The sequence below is a fragment of the Streptomyces sp. NPDC048441 genome, assembly GCF_043200235.1.
Lineage (GTDB): Bacteria > Actinomycetota > Actinomycetes > Streptomycetales > Streptomycetaceae > Streptomyces.
The window spans coordinates 264,262-281,600 of record NZ_JBICXM010000006.1; the positions used below are offsets into that span (position 1 = coordinate 264,262).

The window sequence follows — 17,339 nt, forward strand, 5'->3', positions numbered from 1 at the left end:
ATGGCGGACTTCCGCCGCCCGCCCGAGTGGCAGCAACAGGTCGACCGGCACTCGCAGTTGATCGACCCCGTGCTGACCGTGCGGCCTATCTCCCGCTTCGAGTTCGCCCGCCGCCCGACCACCGGGATCGACCACGCCCTGGTCTTCGCCACGGCCGACGGAACGTACGACGCCTTCGTCCCGCCGTACCGTCCCACCCGCGGGGACGCCGCCTCCCGGCGGTACACAGCGGTGTACGAGGTGGACATGGGCCTGCACACCGTCCATCTCGACCTGGAACTGCCCAGCGACGACGACGCCTTCGTCTTCTCCGCGAGCGCCGACCTGAGCTGGCAGGTCGGCGATCCCACGCAGTACGTGATGAGCGGCGAGCGCAACGTCCCCAGTCGGCTGCGCGGCGAGCTGGAGCAACTCGCGCGCCCCCTCACCCGTGGCCACTCCATCGAGCACAGCCCGGCGGCTGAGTCCGCCGTGCAGCGCGCCGTCGACTCCGTGCCCGGTGGTTTCGCCTCCGCCGTCGGCCTGCGCGTCGGCTGCGCGGTGCGGCTGCGGCTCGACGAGGCCGCGATCGCGCACCGCAGACAGCTGCGGGACATCCGGTACGCCGGTGAACTCCTCGACCCGCAGCACGCACTGCGAATGCGGGCACAGCACCAGGACCACGAACTGGAGGTGCTGCGGACCAAGCAGCTCCAGGAGATCAACACCCAGAAGATCGACTTCTACAGGTACCACCTGCAACAGGGTGGGTCCGCGGCCTTGGCGCTGCACCTCTCCCGGCATCCCGAAGACACCCAGCTCGTCGCGGAACACGTACTCAGCGACCAGCGCCAGATGGTCCAGGACCAGAAGGAGATGGCCAAGCAGCTGCTCAACAGCGACGAACTGGAGGACTACCAGAAGGAGCAGCCCCAGCGCCTGGCCATGCAGGTGGCCAACGACATCCTCAACCAGCGGCTTCCCGGCGCCGCCCAGCAACCTCCCGCGCCGCCCACACCGCCGGCTCCCGCGGCGGACGGCGGCACGCTGGACAAGGCGCAGGAACCCGAGGACCGCGGGCAGTGACATCCACCGGACCGGCGCCCACGCACACCCGCACGGAAGCCGGGGAACGGCTGCTCGCCGACCTCCGCGCCGAGATCGGCCGAGCCGACACCAAGGCGTCCGTCCTGGTCGCCGCGCTCGGCCTGACCGGGGGTGTCTCCAGCGGGCGCCTCGCGAGCAGCGAGTGGACGCCGGGCCGCCTCGGCCCGCCGGGCACGGCCCTGTGGTGGGCCGGCGCGCTCAGCCTGGCCCTCGCCCTGTTCTGCCTGCTGATGGCCGTGCTGCCGCGCTACAGCGGCACCCCATGGACACCGGGCAGGCCCCTCACCTACTTCGGTGACATCCAGCATGCCGCCCGCGCCGGGCAGTTGACGGACGCCCTCGCCGACACCGCGCGGGACCCAGGTCCCGCGCTGCTCGCGGCCCTGGAGCACACCAGCGGCATCGCCGCCCGCAAGCACCAGTGGGTCCGCGGCGGACTGATCGCCTTCTGCGCCGGCACCGCCCTGATACCAGCCTCTCTGCTCACCGGCTGAGCCGTCCCCACCCGACCGAGGATCCCCATGACGCAACCACCGCCGTCCCCCCAACCGGAGCCGGAGTACCCCACCGGCCCCGCACAGCCACCCACCTACCCCCAGGCACCGCAGTACCCGACGGGTCAGCCCACCGCTCCTCCATCCACTCCGGAACCCCAGTACCCCGGCGGGCCGACTGCCCCCGCGTACCCCCAACAGCCCCAACCCCCTCAATTCCCCCATCAACACCAACACCAACAGCAGCCACCAAGCGCCCCCCAGACCTCCCACTTCCAGGCCCCGCCGCCCCACCCCCACGAGCTCAACCTCGACCAGCGCCGCGTCCACCTCGCCGAGCACCAGCGCGGTGCCGACGCCGCCGCCATCGGCGGTCTGCTGCTGCATGTGCCGAACTTCCTCTGCAGCCTGCTGATCGTCGGCATGGTCGCGGCGTTCCTCGGCGGCATCGGGCTGATCCTCGTCCTGCTCTGGCTCCTGAGCGGACTGCTCATCTTCAACCACGCCGCGGAGGGCGTCATCGCCCGCCACCTGCTGCGGCTGCGCTACCCGACCCCGCAGGAGCGTGCCCGCCTCGAACCGGTGTGGCACGAGGTCGCCGCACGCGCGGGCGTCGAAGGACGTACCTACCAGCTGTGGATCGAGGACAGCGACGACCTGAACGCGGTCGCCGCCGCCGGGCACATCGTCGGCGTGACCCGCTTCGCCGTGAACCGGCTGCCCTCGGGACAGCTCGCCGCCGTCCTGGCGCACGAGCTGGGCCACCACATCGGCGGCCACTCCTGGTCGTCCCTGCTCGGCTACTGGTACGCACTCCCCGGCCGCCTCGCCTGGCGCGTGGTGCGCGGCACCGCCACCGGCATCCGCAAGGTCTCCGGCTGCCTGTCCTGCTTCGGCGCGGGCCTGCTGGTCCTGCTCTTCGGCAGCCTCGTGTTCGTCACCGTACAGACGCTGTACTGCCTGCCACTGCTGATCCTCGTCATGCCGTACGCCATCGCCGCGGTGGGCCGCCGCGCGGAACTCCGCGCCGACCAGCAGGCAGCCGCCCTGGGCTTCGCACCGATGCTCATCGAGGTCCTCGGTCAGATGGAACACGCCGAGCACGCGGCACTCCCGGCCGGCCACAACGCCCAGCCGAAGCAGGAATCCCTGGCCAGGCTGCTCGCCTCGCACCCGGAGTACCACACACGCCTGCACCATCTACAGCCGTACCTCCAGCCGAGGGCCTGACCCGGGCCGCCTTCCGGCAACGCCGAAGGGCGCCCACCCCGTACGAAACGGAGTGAGCGCCCTTCAGTTCAACTCAAGCGACTGGCAAGCAACGCCTACTGGTTGTAAGGCCCGTAGTCGTAGTCCTCCAGCGGAACAGCCTGGCCGGAGCCCGTGCCGAAGGGCGAGTAGTCGATGTCGTCGTAACCGACGGCCGAGTACATCGCAGCCTTGGCTTCCTCGGTCGGCTCCACCCGGATGTTGCGGTAGCGGGAGAGACCCGTACCGGCCGGGATGAGCTTACCGATGATGACGTTCTCCTTGAGGCCGATCAGGGAGTCGGACTTGGCGTTGATCGCCGCGTCCGTCAGGACCCTGGTCGTCTCCTGGAAGGAAGCCGCGGACAGCCACGACTCCGTCGCCAGCGAGGCCTTGGTGATACCCATCAGCTGCGGACGGCCGGAGGCCGGGTGGCCGCCTTCCGTGACCGTGCGACGGTTCTCGGTCTCGAACTTCGAGCGCTCGACGAGCTCGCCCGGCAGCAGTTCAGCGTCGCCGGACTCGATGATCGTCACGCGGCGCAGCATCTGCCGGATGATGATCTCGATGTGCTTGTCGTGGATCGACACGCCCTGGCTGTTGTAGACCTTCTGGACTTCGCCGACCAGGTGGACCTGGACCGCGCGCTGACCGAGGATCCGCAGCACGTCGTGCGGGTTGGTGGCACCGAAGGTGAGCTTCTGGCCCACCTCGACGTGGTCACCCTCACGCACGAGGACCTTGGCACGCTTCGAGATCGGGAAGGGAGTCTCGTCGCTGCCGTCGTCCGGCGTGACGACGATCTTCTTGGTCTTCTCGGTCTCCTCGATACGGATGCGGCCGGCCGCCTCCGAGATCGGGGCGACACCCTTGGGCGTACGAGCCTCGAAGAGCTCGACGACACGGGGCAGACCCTGCGTGATGTCGTCACCGGCCACACCACCGGTGTGGAACGTACGCATCGTCAGCTGCGTGCCGGGCTCACCGATGGACTGGGCGGCGATGATGCCGACCGCCTCACCGATGTCGACCAGCTTGCCGGTGGCGAGCGAACGGCCGTAGCAGAAGGCACAGGTGCCGACCGCGGACTCGCAGGTCAGGACCGAACGGGTCTTGACCTCCTCGACGCCGTTGGCGACCAGGGCGTCGATGAGGACGTCACCGAGGTCGACGTTCGCCGGCGCGATGACCTTGCCGTCGATGACGACGTCCTCGGCCAACATGCGGGCGTACACCGAGGTCTCAACGTTCTCCGTCTTGCGGAGCACACCGTCCTCGCCCTTGACCGCGATCTTGAGCTTCAGACCGCGCTCGGTGCCGCAGTCCTCCTCGCGAATGATGACGTCCTGAGAGACGTCGACCAGACGACGGGTGAGGTAACCGGAGTCAGCGGTACGGAGAGCCGTGTCCGCAAGACCCTTACGAGCACCGTGCGTCGAGATGAAGTACTCGAGGACGGACAGACCCTCGCGGAACGATGCCTTAATCGGGCGCGGGATCGTCTCGTTCTTCGCGTTCGACACCAGACCACGCATACCGGCGATCTGACGCATCTGCATCATGTTTCCTCGGGCACCCGAGTCAACCATCATGAAGATGGGGTTCGTCTTGGGGAAGTTCGCGTTCATCGCCTCGGCAACCTCGTTGGTCGCCTTGGTCCAGATCGCGATGAGCTCCTGCGTGCGCTCGTCCTTGGTGATCAGACCGCGCTCGTACTGCTTCTGGACCTTCTCGTCCTGCGCCTCGTAGCCAGCGACGATCGCCTTCTTGGCCTCGGGGACCACGACGTCGGAGATGGCCACGGTGACACCGGAACGGGTCGCCCAGAAGAAGCCCGCCGCCTTCAGGTTGTCGAGCGTCGCCGCCACGATGACCTTGGGGTAGCGCTCGGCCAGGTCGTTGACGATCTCGGAGAGCTGCTTCTTGCCCACCGAGTAGTCGACGAACGGGTAGTCCTCGGGCAGCAGCTCGTTGAAGAGCGCGCGGCCCAGGGTCGTACGCAGCCGGAAGCTGTCGCCCTGCTGGTAGGCATCTCCCCCGACGGCGTCGTCGCTGTCTTCGCCGACCGGCGGGGTCCAGCCGCGCGGCGGGATGGTGCCCACCGGGAAGCGGATGTCGACCTTCGCCTGGAGCGAGAGCTCCTTGGCGTCGAACGCCATGGTCGCCTCGGCGGAGGAACCGAACGAACGGCCCTCACCGATGACCTTGCGCTCTTCCTCGTCAGTCGTGAGGAAGAAGAGGCCGAGGACCATGTCCTGGGTCGGCATGGTGACGGGGCGGCCGTCTGCCGGCTTCAGGATGTTGTTCGAGGACAGCATCAGGATGCGGGCCTCGGCCTGCGCCTCTGCCGAAAGCGGCAGGTGCACGGCCATCTGGTCACCGTCGAAGTCCGCGTTGAACGCGGTGCAGACGAGCGGGTGGATCTGGATGGCCTTGCCCTCGACCAGCTGCGGCTCGAAGGCCTGGATGCCGAGGCGGTGCAGCGTCGGCGCACGGTTCAGCAGAACCGGGTGCTCGGCGATGACCTCTTCCAGAACGTCGTACACGACGGTCCGGCCGCGCTCGACCATGCGCTTCGCGCTCTTGATGTTCTGCGCGTGGTTCAGGTCGACCAGGCGCTTCATCACGAACGGCTTGAAGAGCTCCAGAGCCATGGCCTTCGGCAGACCACACTGGTGCAGCTTCAGCTGCGGGCCGACGACGATCACGGAACGCGCGGAGTAGTCCACACGCTTACCGAGAAGGTTCTGACGGAAACGACCCTGCTTGCCCTTGAGCATGTCGGACAGCGACTTCAGCGGACGGTTGCCGGGGCCCGTGACCGGGCGACCACGACGGCCGTTGTCGAAGAGCGCGTCGACGGCCTCCTGAAGCATGCGCTTCTCGTTGTTCACGATGATCTCGGGGGCGCCGAGGTCAAGGAGTCGCTTCAGGCGGTTGTTGCGGTTGATCACGCGGCGGTACAGGTCGTTCAGGTCGGAGGTCGCGAAGCGGCCACCGTCCAGCTGCACCATCGGACGCAGGTCCGGCGGGATGACCGGCACGCAGTCGAGCACCATGCCCTTGGGGCTGTTGCTGGTCTGCAGGAACGCGGAGACGACCTTGAGGCGCTTGAGCGCACGGGTCTTCTTCTGGCCCTTGCCGGTACGAATGATCTCGCGAAGCCGCTCGGCTTCCTCATTCAGGTCGAACGACTCAAGGCGCTTCTGCAGAGCAGCGGCACCCATCGAACCGTCGAAGTACGTGCCGAAACGGTCACGCAGCTCGCGGTAGAGCAGCTCGTCACCCTCCAGGTCCTGGACCTTGAGGTTCTTGAAGCGGTTCCACACCTCGTCGAGACGGTCGATCTCGCGCTGCGCACGGTCGCGCAGCTGCTTCATCTCACGCTCGGCACCTTCGCGCACCTTGCGGCGTACGTCGGCCTTGGCGCCCTCGGCCTCAAGCTCGGCCAGGTCGGTCTCGAGCTTCTTGGCGCGGGCTTCGAGGTCGGAGTCGCGACGGTTCTCGACCTGCTGACGCTCCACGGAGACGTGCGCCTCCAGGGAGGGCAGGTCACGCGTGCGGCGCTCCTCGTCCACGAACGTGATCATGTACGCCGCGAAGTAGATGACCTTTTCGAGGTCCTTCGGAGCGAGATCAAGCAGGTAGCCGAGGCGCGACGGGACGCCCTTGAAGTACCAGATGTGCGTGACAGGCGCGGCCAGCTCAATGTGGCCCATCCGCTCACGACGCACCTTGGCGCGAGTTACCTCGACGCCGCAGCGCTCGCAGATGATGCCCTTGAAGCGGACACGCTTGTACTTACCGCAGTAGCACTCCCAGTCCCGGGTCGGACCGAAGATCTTCTCGCAGAAGAGTCCGTCCTTTTCGGGCTTGAGCGTGCGGTAGTTGATGGTCTCCGGCTTCTTGACCTCGCCGTGGGACCACTGTCGGATGTCGTCCGCGGTGGCAAGGCCGATCCGCAGCTCGTCGAAGAAGTTGACGTCGAGCACTTTGTCGTCAATCCCTCTTTCGGGGTCGAGTCTCAATCATGGTCTGAACGGGTCCGGGGAGAGCCGGCCGGACACGAGGTCCGGCCGGCCAACCCGTCAGACCTCTTCGACGCTGCTCGGCTCGCGCCGGGACAGGTCGATACCGAGCTCTTCCGCCGCGCGGAAGACGTCCTCGTCGGTGTCGCGCATCTCGATGGACATGCCGTCCGAGGACAGCACCTCCACGTTGAGGCAGAGCGACTGCATTTCCTTGATGAGCACCTTGAAGGACTCGGGAATGCCGGGCTCGGGGATGTTCTCGCCCTTGACGATGGCCTCGTAGACCTTCACGCGGCCGGTCACGTCGTCGGACTTGATCGTCAGCAGCTCCTGGAGGGCGTAAGCGGCGCCATAAGCCTCGAGCGCCCACACCTCCATCTCACCGAAGCGCTGACCACCGAACTGAGCCTTACCACCCAGCGGCTGCTGGGTGATCATGGAGTACGGACCGGTCGAGCGAGCGTGGAGCTTGTCGTCGACCAGGTGGTGGAGCTTGAGGATGTACATGTACCCGACCGAGACCGGGTCCGGGAACGGCTCGCCGGAGCGGCCATCGAACATCCGCGCCTTGCCGGACGGGAGGACCATGCGGTCGCCGTCGCGGTTCGGGACGGTGTGCTCGAGCAGGCCGGTCAGCTCGTCCTCACGGGCGCCGTCGAAGACCGGAGTCGCGACGTTCGTCCGCGGGGCGACCTGGTCGGCGCCGATGCGCTGCAGGCTCTTCGCCCAGTCCTCGCTGAGACCGGAGACGTCCCAGCCCTGGCTGGCGAGCCAGCCGAGGTGGATCTCCAGGACCTGACCCGGGTTCATTCGGGACGGGACACCCAGCGGGTTGAGGATGATGTCGACCGGCGTGCCGTCCTCAAGGAAGGGCATGTCCTCGATCGGAAGGATCTTGGAGATGACGCCCTTGTTGCCGTGACGACCGGCGAGCTTGTCACCGTCCGTGATCTTGCGCTTCTGCGCCACGTAGACACGAACCAGCTGGTTCACGCCCGGCGGCAGCTCGTCGCCCTCTTCACGGTCGAAGACGCGTACGCCGATGACCTTGCCGATCTCACCGTGCGGCACCTTCAGTGAGGTGTCGCGCACTTCGCGCGCCTTCTCACCGAAGATCGCGCGGAGCAGGCGCTCTTCCGGCGTCAGCTCGGTCTCACCCTTGGGCGTGACCTTGCCGACGAGGATGTCGCCGGCGACGACCTCGGCACCGATACGGATGATGCCGCGCTCGTCGAGGTCGGCGAGGACCTCTTCGGAGACGTTCGGGATGTCCCGGGTGATCTCCTCCGGGCCGAGCTTGGTGTCACGGGCGTCGACCTCGTGCTCCTCGATGTGGATCGAGGAGAGGACGTCGTCCTGTACGAGGCGCTGCGACAGGATGATCGCGTCCTCGTAGTTGTGGCCTTCCCACGGCATGAACGCCACGAGGAGGTTCTTACCGAGGGCCATCTCGCCCTCTTCGGTCGCGGGACCGTCGGCCAGGACCTGGCCCTCGATCACGCGGGCGCCCTCGTCGACGACAACCTTCTGGTTGACGGAGGTGCCCTGGTTCGACCGGGAGAACTTCGCGATGCGGTACGTGGTGTACGTGCCGTCGTCGTTCGTGACCGTGACGTAGTCCGCGGAGACCTCCTGGACCACACCCGCCTTCTCGGCCTTGATCACGTCACCGGCGTCGACCGCACAGCGGTACTCCATGCCGGTGCCGACGAGGGGAGCCTCGGCGGTGATCAGCGGCACGGCCTGACGCATCATGTTCGCGCCCATGAGGGCACGGTTGGCGTCGTCGTGCTCGAGGAACGGGATCATCGCGGTCGCGACCGACACCATCTGGCGCGGCGAGACGTCCATGTAGTCGACGTCGTCGCCGGGGATGTAGTCGATCTCGCCGCCACGACGGCGGACCAGGACGCGCGACTCGGTGAAGCGCATGTCCTCACCCAGCACGGCGTTGGCCTGGGCGATGACGAAGCGGTCCTCTTCGTCGGCCGTCAGGTAATCGACGTCGTCGGTGACGACGCCCTCGATGACCTTGCGGTACGGCGTCTCGACGAAGCCGAACGCGTTGACGCGGCCGTACGAGGCGAGCGAACCGATCAGACCGATGTTCGGGCCTTCAGGCGTCTCAATCGGGCACATACGGCCGTAGTGAGACGGGTGCACGTCACGGACCTCGAAGCCGGCCCGCTCACGGGAGAGACCACCCGGGCCAAGCGCCGACAGACGGCGCTTGTGGGTGAGACCCGACAGCGGGTTGTTCTGGTCCATGAACTGCGACAGCTGGCTGGTGCCGAAGAACTCCTTGATGGAGGCGACGACCGGCCGGATGTTGATCAGGGTCTGCGGCGTGATCGCCTCGACGTCCTGAGTCGTCATCCGCTCACGCACGACGCGCTCCATACGAGCCAGACCCGTACGGACCTGGTTCTGGATGAGCTCGCCGACGTTGCGCAGACGACGGTTGCCGAAGTGGTCGATGTCGTCGGTCTCGACGACGATCGACGTACCGCTGTCACCAACGGTCTCGGTCTCACCGGCGTGCAGCTTCACCAGGTACTTGATCGAGGCGATGATGTCCTCGACCGTGAGGATGCCCGCGTCGAGCGGAGCGTCCGCACCCAGCTTCTTGTTGACCTTGTAGCGGCCGACCTTCGCGAGGTCGTAGCGCTTGGGGTTGAAGTAGAGGTTCTCAAGCAGCGTCTGAGCGGCCTCACGCGTCGGCGGCTCGCCAGGACGGAGCTTGCGGTAGATGTCGAGCAGTGCGTCGTCCTGGCCCTGGGTGTGGTCCTTCTCCAGGGTGGCGCGCATGGACTCGTACTCGCCGAACTCCTCGAGGATCTGCTCGGTCGTCCAACCGAGAGCCTTGAGCAGAACGGTGACCGACTGCTTGCGCTTGCGGTCGATGCGCACACCGACCATGTCGCGCTTGTCGATCTCCATCTCCAGCCAGGCACCCCGGGAAGGGATGATCTTGGCGGAGAAGATGTCCTTGTCGGACGTCTTGTCGATCGAGGAATCGAAGTAGACGCCCGGCGAACGGACCAGCTGCGACACGACGACACGCTCGGTGCCGTTGATGACGAAAGTGCCCTTGTTCGTCATGAGCGGGAAATCGCCCATGAAGACCGTCTGGGACTTGATCTCGCCGGTCTCGTTGTTGGTGAACTCGGCGGTGACGAAGAGCGGAGCGGCGAACGTGAAGTCGCGCTCCTTGCACTCGTCGATGGAATTCTTCGAAGGCTCAAAACGGTGGTCGCGGAACGTCAAGGACATCGACCCAGAGAAGTCCTCGATCGGAGAGATCTCCTCGAAGATCTCTTCCAGACCTGACTTGGTGGGGACGTCCTGTCCACTGTCGAGAGCCGCCTCGACACGACCCTTCCACGCTTCATTCCCGAGCAGCCAGTCAAAGCTCTCGGTCTGCAGCGCAAGAAGGTTCGGAACCTCGAGGGGCTCCCTGATCTTTGCAAAGGAGATGCGCAGCGGGGCGGTGCTGGCGCCGTTGTTCGTATTCGCGGTCGAGGCAGTGCGCGAGGCGGCCAAGAGGGGGTCCTTCCGAGGGCTCGGACTCACTACGCGCGTACCGGTCCCAAGATGGACACAGAGACAGAAATCCCCGGTCAGGGAAATTTCGGTCCACGGTGCTCAAGCATGGGCATGCCCCTGGTGACGGGCAGGAGGCAGCTAACAGGCAGCGCAAAGGGTCAGTGTAGCCACTAGGCCCACTGATGTCCAGTGCGGGTTTTGGAAGACCCTCGTTGTTCTCAACACCTGCGGCAAGCCACGTCCTCAACGCATCGATACTGCCCTCTTCGCCGTCGATCCATGCCTCGGATACGGATCGTTGTGACGACGCGTCCTGAGAATTGCGCGCTGCGTGCGGTTCGTCAAGGCCCCCCTGCCCCGACATGGCTCTCAGAGCGTCACCGTCACGGCCGTTCCGAGGCACAACGAAGATCACCATACTCGTCGGAGCGGGCTACGCAAGGCAGCCGTAGGGGTGCGCCGGAGAACGCCGAAGGGCGACCACCCAGATGGGTGATCGCCCTTGGCGCAGCGCCGCCTGAGCGGCGCTGTGAAGGAGTCAGACGACTCGCGAGGTTACTTGACCTCGACCGAGGCGCCGGCAGCCTTGAGGGACTCGGCAGCCTTCTCGGCGGCCTCCTTGGCGACCTTCTCGAGGACCGGCTTCGGGGTGCCGTCGACGAGGTCCTTGGCCTCCTTGAGACCCAGCGAGGTCAGCTCACGCACGACCTTGATGACCTGGATCTTCTTCTCGCCGGCGCCGGTGAGGATGACGTCGAACTCGTCCTGCTCCTCGACGACCTCGGCAGCGGCACCCGGGCCGGCCGGGGCGGCGGCGACGGCCGCGGCGGCGGTGACGTCGAACTTCTCCTCGAAGGCCTTCACGAACTCGGAGAGCTCAAGGAGGGTGAGCTCCTCGAACTGGGCGAGCAGGTCTTCGGTGCTGAGCTTCGCCATGATGGGCGATCCTTCCACTAATTCGGCTGGTGCCGGGTGTACATGAAGGCGGGCGTACGTTGGGCCCGCTGCGACCGTCGCCCTAGCGGGCGGCGATCAATGCGCGAGCCGAATTACTCGGCACCGCCCTGCTCGGCCTGCTTGGCACGAAGCGCCTCCGCGGTGCGGACGAACTTCGACGGGAGCGCCTGGAAGACCTGAGCAGCCTGAGTCTGCTTGCCCTTCATGGCACCCGCCAGCTTGGCGAGCAGAACCTCGCGGGACTCGAGGTCCGCGAGCTTCTTGAACTCATCGGCGGTCAGCGCCTTACCGTCAAGGACACCGCCCTTGATGATGAGGTTGGGGTTGTCCTTGGCGAAGTCACGAAGACCCTTCGCCGACACCACCGGGTCACCGGTGACGAAGGCAGCTGCCGTCGGACCAGTGAACTGGTCGTCGAGCGAGGAGATCCCGGCCGCGTTGGCCGCGATCTTGGTCAGCGTGTTCTTCACCACGGCGTACTCGGAGTTCTCACCGAGGGAACGGCGCAGCTGCTTGAGCTGGGCCACGGTGAGACCCCGGTACTCGGTCAGCACGACGGCGTTCGAGCTGCGGAACTTGTCCGTGAGCTCGGCTACCGCGGCAGCCTTGTCGGGCGTCGGCATAGAGCGTCGGCCTCCTTCCGGGTGATGAGGACCGCTCAGAAGGGGCTGACAAAACAAAACGCCCCGGCGCAGGCGCCGGGGCTGAGCTCGACCTGACGGAATCCCGTCCGGGAGCACTTCCACAGTCACCTACGCGGGTCGTCCGCAATTTCAGCGGATCCTTCGGCCACCGCGCCCTCTTGCAAGCGCACGGCAACGACCAGCGGTCTTTGGCTTCTGTGGAAGAGTACGCGAACGGGTTCGCGTCAGGCAAATCGGCTCAGAGCCGCTGCAAGGGGCCGGTCAGAAGCCGCTGTCCGCGCCGGCTCCCGAGCCGCCCTTGCCGAGCTCCTTGAACGTGTCCATCAGGTCGAAGGTCTCCCCGGCAGGCGGAGCGGTCACCTTGGCCGCCGCGCCGTAGTCGGAGAACTTCTGGGACGTCTTCAGCGTGCCCTCGGGGGACTTGATGTCGATGTCCATACGGACCGGGTAATCGTCCTTGTTGACCCAGACCTCGGTGTCGTAGCCCTTGATGCCCGACTTCTTCATGTTCTTGAACACCTTGTCGCGCTCGCTCTTGCTGAGCACGTCACTGAGGCCCTTGTTGGACGCCATCATTTCCTTGACGGTGAGCCGGCCCTTGTAGCGCTGGGTCTCCACACCGTCGACCTCGGCCGAACCGAGGTGCTTCAGATTCGGCGAGTCGAGGAGCATCGCGAGCTGCTGCGCCGGGTCCTGGTTCATGTTGTCCAGGCCGCCGGTCATCTGCTTGGCGAGCTTCTCGTCACCGGCCTGCTTCGCGATGGAGTTCAGGTCCATCTTCATCCACCGCTTGCCGCCGTCCATGTCCTTGGCGGCGGCAGCCCCCACGTCCATGTACATCACGTTGTCCTGCCAGAGCACCCGGATCTTCTCTGGGGCCTCCGGGTCGGCTTCCGTGAGCGCCGAACCCGACATCGTCATATCCATGACGGTCGGGTCCCAGCCCATGACGCCGGACATCTTCATGTCACCGGCGCCCTTGCCGCCGACCGTACCCATCGGACTCGACGGCACCGACATCGTCATCTCGACCTTGGCCGACTTGGCCTTCGAGGTCTTCTCGTACGCCGCTGTGATGACGTCGGTCACCTGTGACCGGGACTGGGTCTCCCCCGAGCCCGCCCCCTTGGCCTTGCCGTCGCTGTCGGAGCCCTGGCAGGCAACCGCGCCCGTACACAGCAGCGCGGTGGCGAGCACGGCGCCCGCCACTCTCTTTGCAGTCATGACCCCACCCCTAGGAACACATGATCGATAAAAATGCGTATGGCGAGACTACCGGACAGGAGTGATCAAGCCTGTGGCTGCTGGTTCATGAGGTCCTTGAAGCTCATGGTGTCCGTGGCCGGGGGCTTCTCGACGGAGACCGGAGTGCCGTAGTCGCTGTAGTAGACCGTCTGCTCGAAGGAGCCGGTCTTCATCTCGGCCTTCTCGATCTTCTTGACCAGGAGGTCGTCGTCGTTGACCCAGATGTCGATCGTCTCGGTGCTCATGCCTGCCTGGCTGAACTGCTTCTTCAGCTCGGCCAGTTGGGACGAGTCCAGGTTCGAGTTCTTGCCGGTGAAGTCGGCGACATCGACGACCCCGGAGTAGTGCGTGGCCTTCGTCCCGCGGACCGTGGCCTCGCCCACGCGCTTCACATCACCCGAGGCGAGCAGCATCTTGACCGACTGGTTCGGGGTGGTGTTCTGCATCTGGTCCTTGAAGGCGTCACCGGCCGCGCCGCCCATCTCGGCCAGCGTCGCGTAGTCGTACGCGATCCAGTGCTTGCCGCCACCGGCCTGGGAGGCGAACTTGTCGCCCATGTTCGCGTAGAAGCCTGTCTTCAGATAGCGGTAGTCGATCTTCGACTGGCCCATCTGCTTCATCTGATCGGCCTGGGTGCCACCGGTGAGGGTCGCGGTGACATTGCCGGTGATGCCGTCCGACCAGGCCATGGCGCCGTCCATGTTCATCGACATCTGGGTGCCCATGACCGTCTTGCCCTCGACCTTGGCCGAGTCGGCCTTGTCGGTCTTGTTCTGGATGGTGCGCAGGGCGGCTATCGGGCTGAGAGCCGGCGAGCCGTTCCCCTTGCTCTTGCCCTCGCCGCCCCCGGAGCCGCCGGACGAACCACAGGCCGCGACCCCGGTCAGCGCGGCAGCCACCGCGATCGAAAGACCCGTACGTCGCATGGTCGAGCTGTTCATGACATCCCACCCCTAGCACTTGTGTGAAACCCGCACGCTAGCGCAGCCCTCTCACAGGCGTGCGCCTATACGAGGACGGGCCCCGCACCTCGAAAGGTTGCGGGGCCCGTCAGCAAAAACGCGTGCGCGACGCGACTGCCGTCAGATTCAGACGGCGGCCGGGTCCTCCTCGGTGAGGAGGTTGCGGGTGCGGTTGCTGTCCAGCGGAATGCCGGGGCCCATCGTGGTGGTGAGCGCGGCCTTCTTGATGTAGCGACCCTTGGCGGCCGACGGCTTCAGACGAAGGATCTCGTCGAGCGCCGCGGCGTAGTTCTCCACCAGCTTGGTGTCGTCGAAGGACACCTTGCCGATGATGAAGTGCAGGTTCGAGTGCTTGTCGACGCGGAACTCGATCTTGCCGCCCTTGATGTCGTTGACAGCCTTCACGACATCGGGGGTCACGGTGCCGGTCTTCGGGTTCGGCATCAGACCACGCGGACCGAGCACGCGGCCGAGGCGGCCGACCTTGCCCATGAGGTCCGGGGTGGCGACGACGGCGTCGAAGTCCAGGCGGCCCTTGGCGACCTCGTCGATGAGCTCGTCGGCGCCGACGATGTCGGCCCCAGCGGCTTCCGCGGCCGCAGCACGGTCACCGGTCGCGAAGACCAGGACCCGGGCGGTCTTGCCGGTGCCGTGCGGGAGGTTCACGGTGCCACGGACCATCTGGTCGGCCTTGCGCGGGTCGACGCCCAGACGCATGGCGACCTCGACGGTGCCGTCGAACTTGGTCGCGGAGGTCTCCTTGGCGAGACGGACGGCCTCGAGCGGGGCGTAGAGCTTGTCCCGGTCGATCTTCGCGTCCGCAGCGCGGAGAGTCTTGCTGCGCTTCACTTCTGCTCCTGTGGTTTCAGGTGTGGAGTCGTGGTGCGGGCCGGCGCGTGGCCCTACCACTGAGAAAGGTCAGACGGGGAGTCTCAGCCCTCGACCGTGATGCCCATGGAACGGGCGGTGCCGGCGATGATCTTCGACGCGGCGTCCAGGTCGTTGGCGTTGAGGTCTTCCATCTTGGTGGTGGCGATCTCGCGGACCTGCGCCTCGGTGATCTTGGCGACCTTGGTCTTGTGCGGCTCGCCGGAGCCCTTCTCGACACCCGCGGCCTTGAGGATCATCTTGGCGGCCGGCGGAGTCTTGGTCACGAAGGTGAAGGAGCGGTCTTCGTAGACCGTGATCTCCACCGGGATGACCCAGCCACGCTGCGACTCGGTCGCGGCGTTGTAGGCCTTGCAGAACTCCATGATGTTGACGCCGTGCTGGCCCAGCGCGGGGCCGACCGGCGGGGCCGGGTTGGCTGCGCCGGCCTGGATCTGGAGCTTGATAAGCCCCGTGACCTTCTTCTTCTTGGGAGGCATTGCTCTCTCCGGGTCCTAGTGAGAGTTTCCAGCCACCGCCCAGTCATCCGGACGGAGGCATACCGCACCACGATAACGGGTATAGTCGTGCGGCTAAAAACCGAGCAGGTCAGACCGGCTTTGAGAGCCCGTCTGACCTGGTCGGAGGCGTGTGTTCCAGAGGAAGCCGCGAAGGCTAGTTCTTCTGGATCTGGTCGAAGCTGAGCTCGACCGGGGTCTCGCGGCCGAAGATCTCGACGAGACCCTTGACCTTCTTCGAGTCGGCGTTGATCTCGTTGATCGTGGCCTGCAGCGTGGCGAACGGGCCATCGGTGACGGTGACCGAGTCGCCGACCTCGAAGTCCAGCACCTGGACCTCGAGCTTGCGCTGCGGAGCGGGCTTGCCCTCGGCCTCTGCGGCCTCGCGGGCGGCCTTCTCCTCGGCCTCCGGGGCGAGCATCTTGACGATCTCGTCCAGGGTCAGGGGGTACGGGTCGTAGGCGTTGCCCACGAAGCCGGTGACGCCGGGGGTGTTGCGGACGACGCCCCAGGACTCGTTCGTCAGGTCCATGCGCACCAGGACGTATCCGGGGAGCTTGTTCTGACGGACGGTCTTGCGCTCGCCGTTCTTGATCTGCGCGACCTCTTCTTGCGGCACCTCGGCCGCGAAGATGAAGTCCTCGACGTTCAGCGAGACGGCACGCTGCTCGAGGTTGGTCTTCACGCGGTTCTCGTAACCGGCGTACGTGTGGATGACGTACCACTCGCCCGGGAGGGTGCGGAGCTCTTCGCGCAGGGCGACGATCGGGTCGACCGGCTCGGCCTCTTCGGCCTCTTCGGCGTCCTCGTCGGACTCAGCGGCCTCTTCGGCGTCGGTGGCCTCTTCGGTCTCGTCCTCGGCGGCGGCCTCGCCGTCCTCGTCGGACTCGGCGGCGGCTTCGTCGGCGACTGCTTCGTCAGCGGACTCGGCGTCTTCCTCGGACTCGGAAGGCTCCGAGTCGGTCTCGACGTGCACGGCTGCCTCTTCGGCGGCCTCGCCCGCGGCGGCGTCGGCAGCCTCGGCCTGGTCCGGCTCCTCGGCGTCCGCCGCCTCGACGATGTCGAGCTCGTCCTCAGCGGACTCGACTGACTCGATGGCGTCGTTCAGGTTCGGGTCAGACACTGTGGCTGCTTCTTCCTGGATACAGAGGGGTGGAACGCGCGAAATGGGCGCCGGGTACGGCGCCCTTCGCTCTCGGCTCAGCCATCGGCTCAGCCGAAGACGTACTTGACGGCCTGGTTGAACCCATAGTCAATCACGGTCACGAGGCCGATCATGATGACGACGAAGACAATCACCACGGTCGTGTAGGTCGTGAGCTGATTGCGAGTCGGCCAGACGACCTTGCGGAGTTCCGCGACGATCTGGCGGTAGAAGAGCGCGAGACGGCCGAAGGGGCCCTTCTTGCCGCGCTTGCCACCCTTTCGGGCCTTCTTCTTGGACTCCGGCGCCTCGTCCTGGGCATCAGGCATGTCGATGGAGCCCACGGCGTCCGTCACTCGTCCTCACCTGATTCCGGGTCGTGGCCGTGCCGCGCCCGGTATGAGCCGCACGGCGGTGCAATGCAGTACGTACATGCGCACACCTCCTGGCGAGAGGAGTGTGTAGCAGGGCCGGAGGGACTTGAACCCCCAACCGCTGGTTTTGGAGACCAGTGCTCTACCAATTGAGCTACGACCCTTTGATTTCCCCCAACCTACCGCATCCGCCCGAGTGCACAGAGTGCGGTGAGAGGGTGCG

13 protein-coding genes and 1 tRNA gene are annotated in these 17,339 nt (G+C 66.1%); 3 read left to right on the forward strand and 11 right to left on the reverse strand.

Annotated elements, in window-relative coordinates; all coding sequences use genetic code 11:
- Genes ACGFSB_RS17455 through ACGFSB_RS17465 form a run of 3 tightly spaced genes read left to right on the forward strand, consistent with a single transcriptional unit; the run spans nt 1 to nt 2,810 of the window.
- Nucleotides 1-1,065 carry a PE-PGRS family protein gene (locus ACGFSB_RS17455; RefSeq protein WP_393399583.1) on the forward strand — a complete coding sequence of 355 codons (1,065 nt, stop codon included), beginning with the start codon at nt 1-3 and terminating at the stop codon, nt 1,063-1,065.
- Complete coding sequence (locus tag ACGFSB_RS17460; RefSeq protein ID WP_393399585.1) at nt 1,062-1,580, forward strand: Pycsar system effector family protein; 519 nt, start codon at nt 1,062-1,064, stop codon at nt 1,578-1,580. The genes ACGFSB_RS17455 and ACGFSB_RS17460 overlap by 4 nt, the downstream gene beginning before the upstream one ends.
- A 27-nt stretch (nt 1,581-1,607) precedes the next feature.
- Nucleotides 1,608-2,810 (forward strand): M48 family metalloprotease, encoded by a 1,203-nt coding sequence (locus tag ACGFSB_RS17465; protein WP_393399587.1) that lies wholly within the window; start codon nt 1,608-1,610, stop codon nt 2,808-2,810.
- A 95-nt stretch (nt 2,811-2,905) separates the two neighbouring features.
- On the opposite strand, the gene ACGFSB_RS17470 is transcribed toward ACGFSB_RS17465, so the two are convergent.
- The 11 genes from ACGFSB_RS17470 to ACGFSB_RS17520 all read right to left on the reverse strand — a co-directional run bounded on the left by ACGFSB_RS17470 (nt 2,906) and on the right by ACGFSB_RS17520 (nt 17,280).
- Nucleotides 2,906-6,820, reverse strand: a complete 3,915-nt coding sequence (locus ACGFSB_RS17470) for a DNA-directed RNA polymerase subunit beta' (RefSeq protein WP_393399589.1) — start codon at nt 6,818-6,820, stop codon at nt 2,906-2,908.
- 96 nt (nt 6,821-6,916) lie between these two features.
- Nucleotides 6,917-10,402, reverse strand: coding sequence for a DNA-directed RNA polymerase subunit beta (rpoB, locus tag ACGFSB_RS17475; RefSeq protein WP_393399591.1), 3,486 nt, complete (start codon nt 10,400-10,402; stop codon nt 6,917-6,919).
- Nucleotides 10,403-10,960: 558 nt separating this feature from the next.
- Complete coding sequence (rplL, locus tag ACGFSB_RS17480; RefSeq protein WP_393399593.1) at nt 10,961-11,341, reverse strand: 50S ribosomal protein L7/L12; 381 nt, start codon at nt 11,339-11,341, stop codon at nt 10,961-10,963.
- A 113-nt stretch (nt 11,342-11,454) separates the two neighbouring features.
- Nucleotides 11,455-11,985, reverse strand: coding sequence for a 50S ribosomal protein L10 (gene rplJ / locus ACGFSB_RS17485; protein ID WP_393399595.1), 531 nt, complete (start codon nt 11,983-11,985; stop codon nt 11,455-11,457).
- 282 nt (nt 11,986-12,267) lie between these two features.
- A complete protein-coding gene (locus ACGFSB_RS17490; protein ID WP_393399598.1) occupies nt 12,268-13,230 on the reverse strand; it encodes a hypothetical protein in 963 nt (320 codons plus the stop codon).
- A 65-nt stretch (nt 13,231-13,295) separates the two neighbouring features.
- Complete coding sequence (locus ACGFSB_RS17495; RefSeq protein ID WP_393399601.1) at nt 13,296-14,192, reverse strand: hypothetical protein; 897 nt, start codon at nt 14,190-14,192, stop codon at nt 13,296-13,298.
- A gap of 147 nt (nt 14,193-14,339) precedes the next feature.
- Nucleotides 14,340-15,062 (reverse strand): 50S ribosomal protein L1, encoded by a 723-nt coding sequence (rplA, locus tag ACGFSB_RS17500; protein WP_393399603.1) that lies wholly within the window; start codon nt 15,060-15,062, stop codon nt 14,340-14,342.
- Between the two features lie 83 nt (nt 15,063-15,145).
- Nucleotides 15,146-15,580 carry a 50S ribosomal protein L11 gene (gene rplK, locus ACGFSB_RS17505; RefSeq protein WP_160506641.1) on the reverse strand — a complete coding sequence of 145 codons (435 nt, stop codon included), beginning with the start codon at nt 15,578-15,580 and terminating at the stop codon, nt 15,146-15,148.
- 175 nt (nt 15,581-15,755) lie between these two features.
- Nucleotides 15,756-16,721 carry a transcription termination/antitermination protein NusG gene (gene nusG / locus ACGFSB_RS17510; protein WP_393399605.1) on the reverse strand — a complete coding sequence of 322 codons (966 nt, stop codon included), beginning with the start codon at nt 16,719-16,721 and terminating at the stop codon, nt 15,756-15,758.
- An 89-nt stretch (nt 16,722-16,810) separates the two neighbouring features.
- Complete coding sequence (gene secE, locus ACGFSB_RS17515; RefSeq protein WP_389916990.1) at nt 16,811-17,098, reverse strand: preprotein translocase subunit SecE; 288 nt, start codon at nt 17,096-17,098, stop codon at nt 16,811-16,813.
- A 109-nt stretch (nt 17,099-17,207) separates the two neighbouring features.
- Nucleotides 17,208-17,280 (reverse strand) — tRNA-Trp (locus tag ACGFSB_RS17520).
- Nucleotides 17,281-17,339 lie beyond the last annotated feature (59 nt).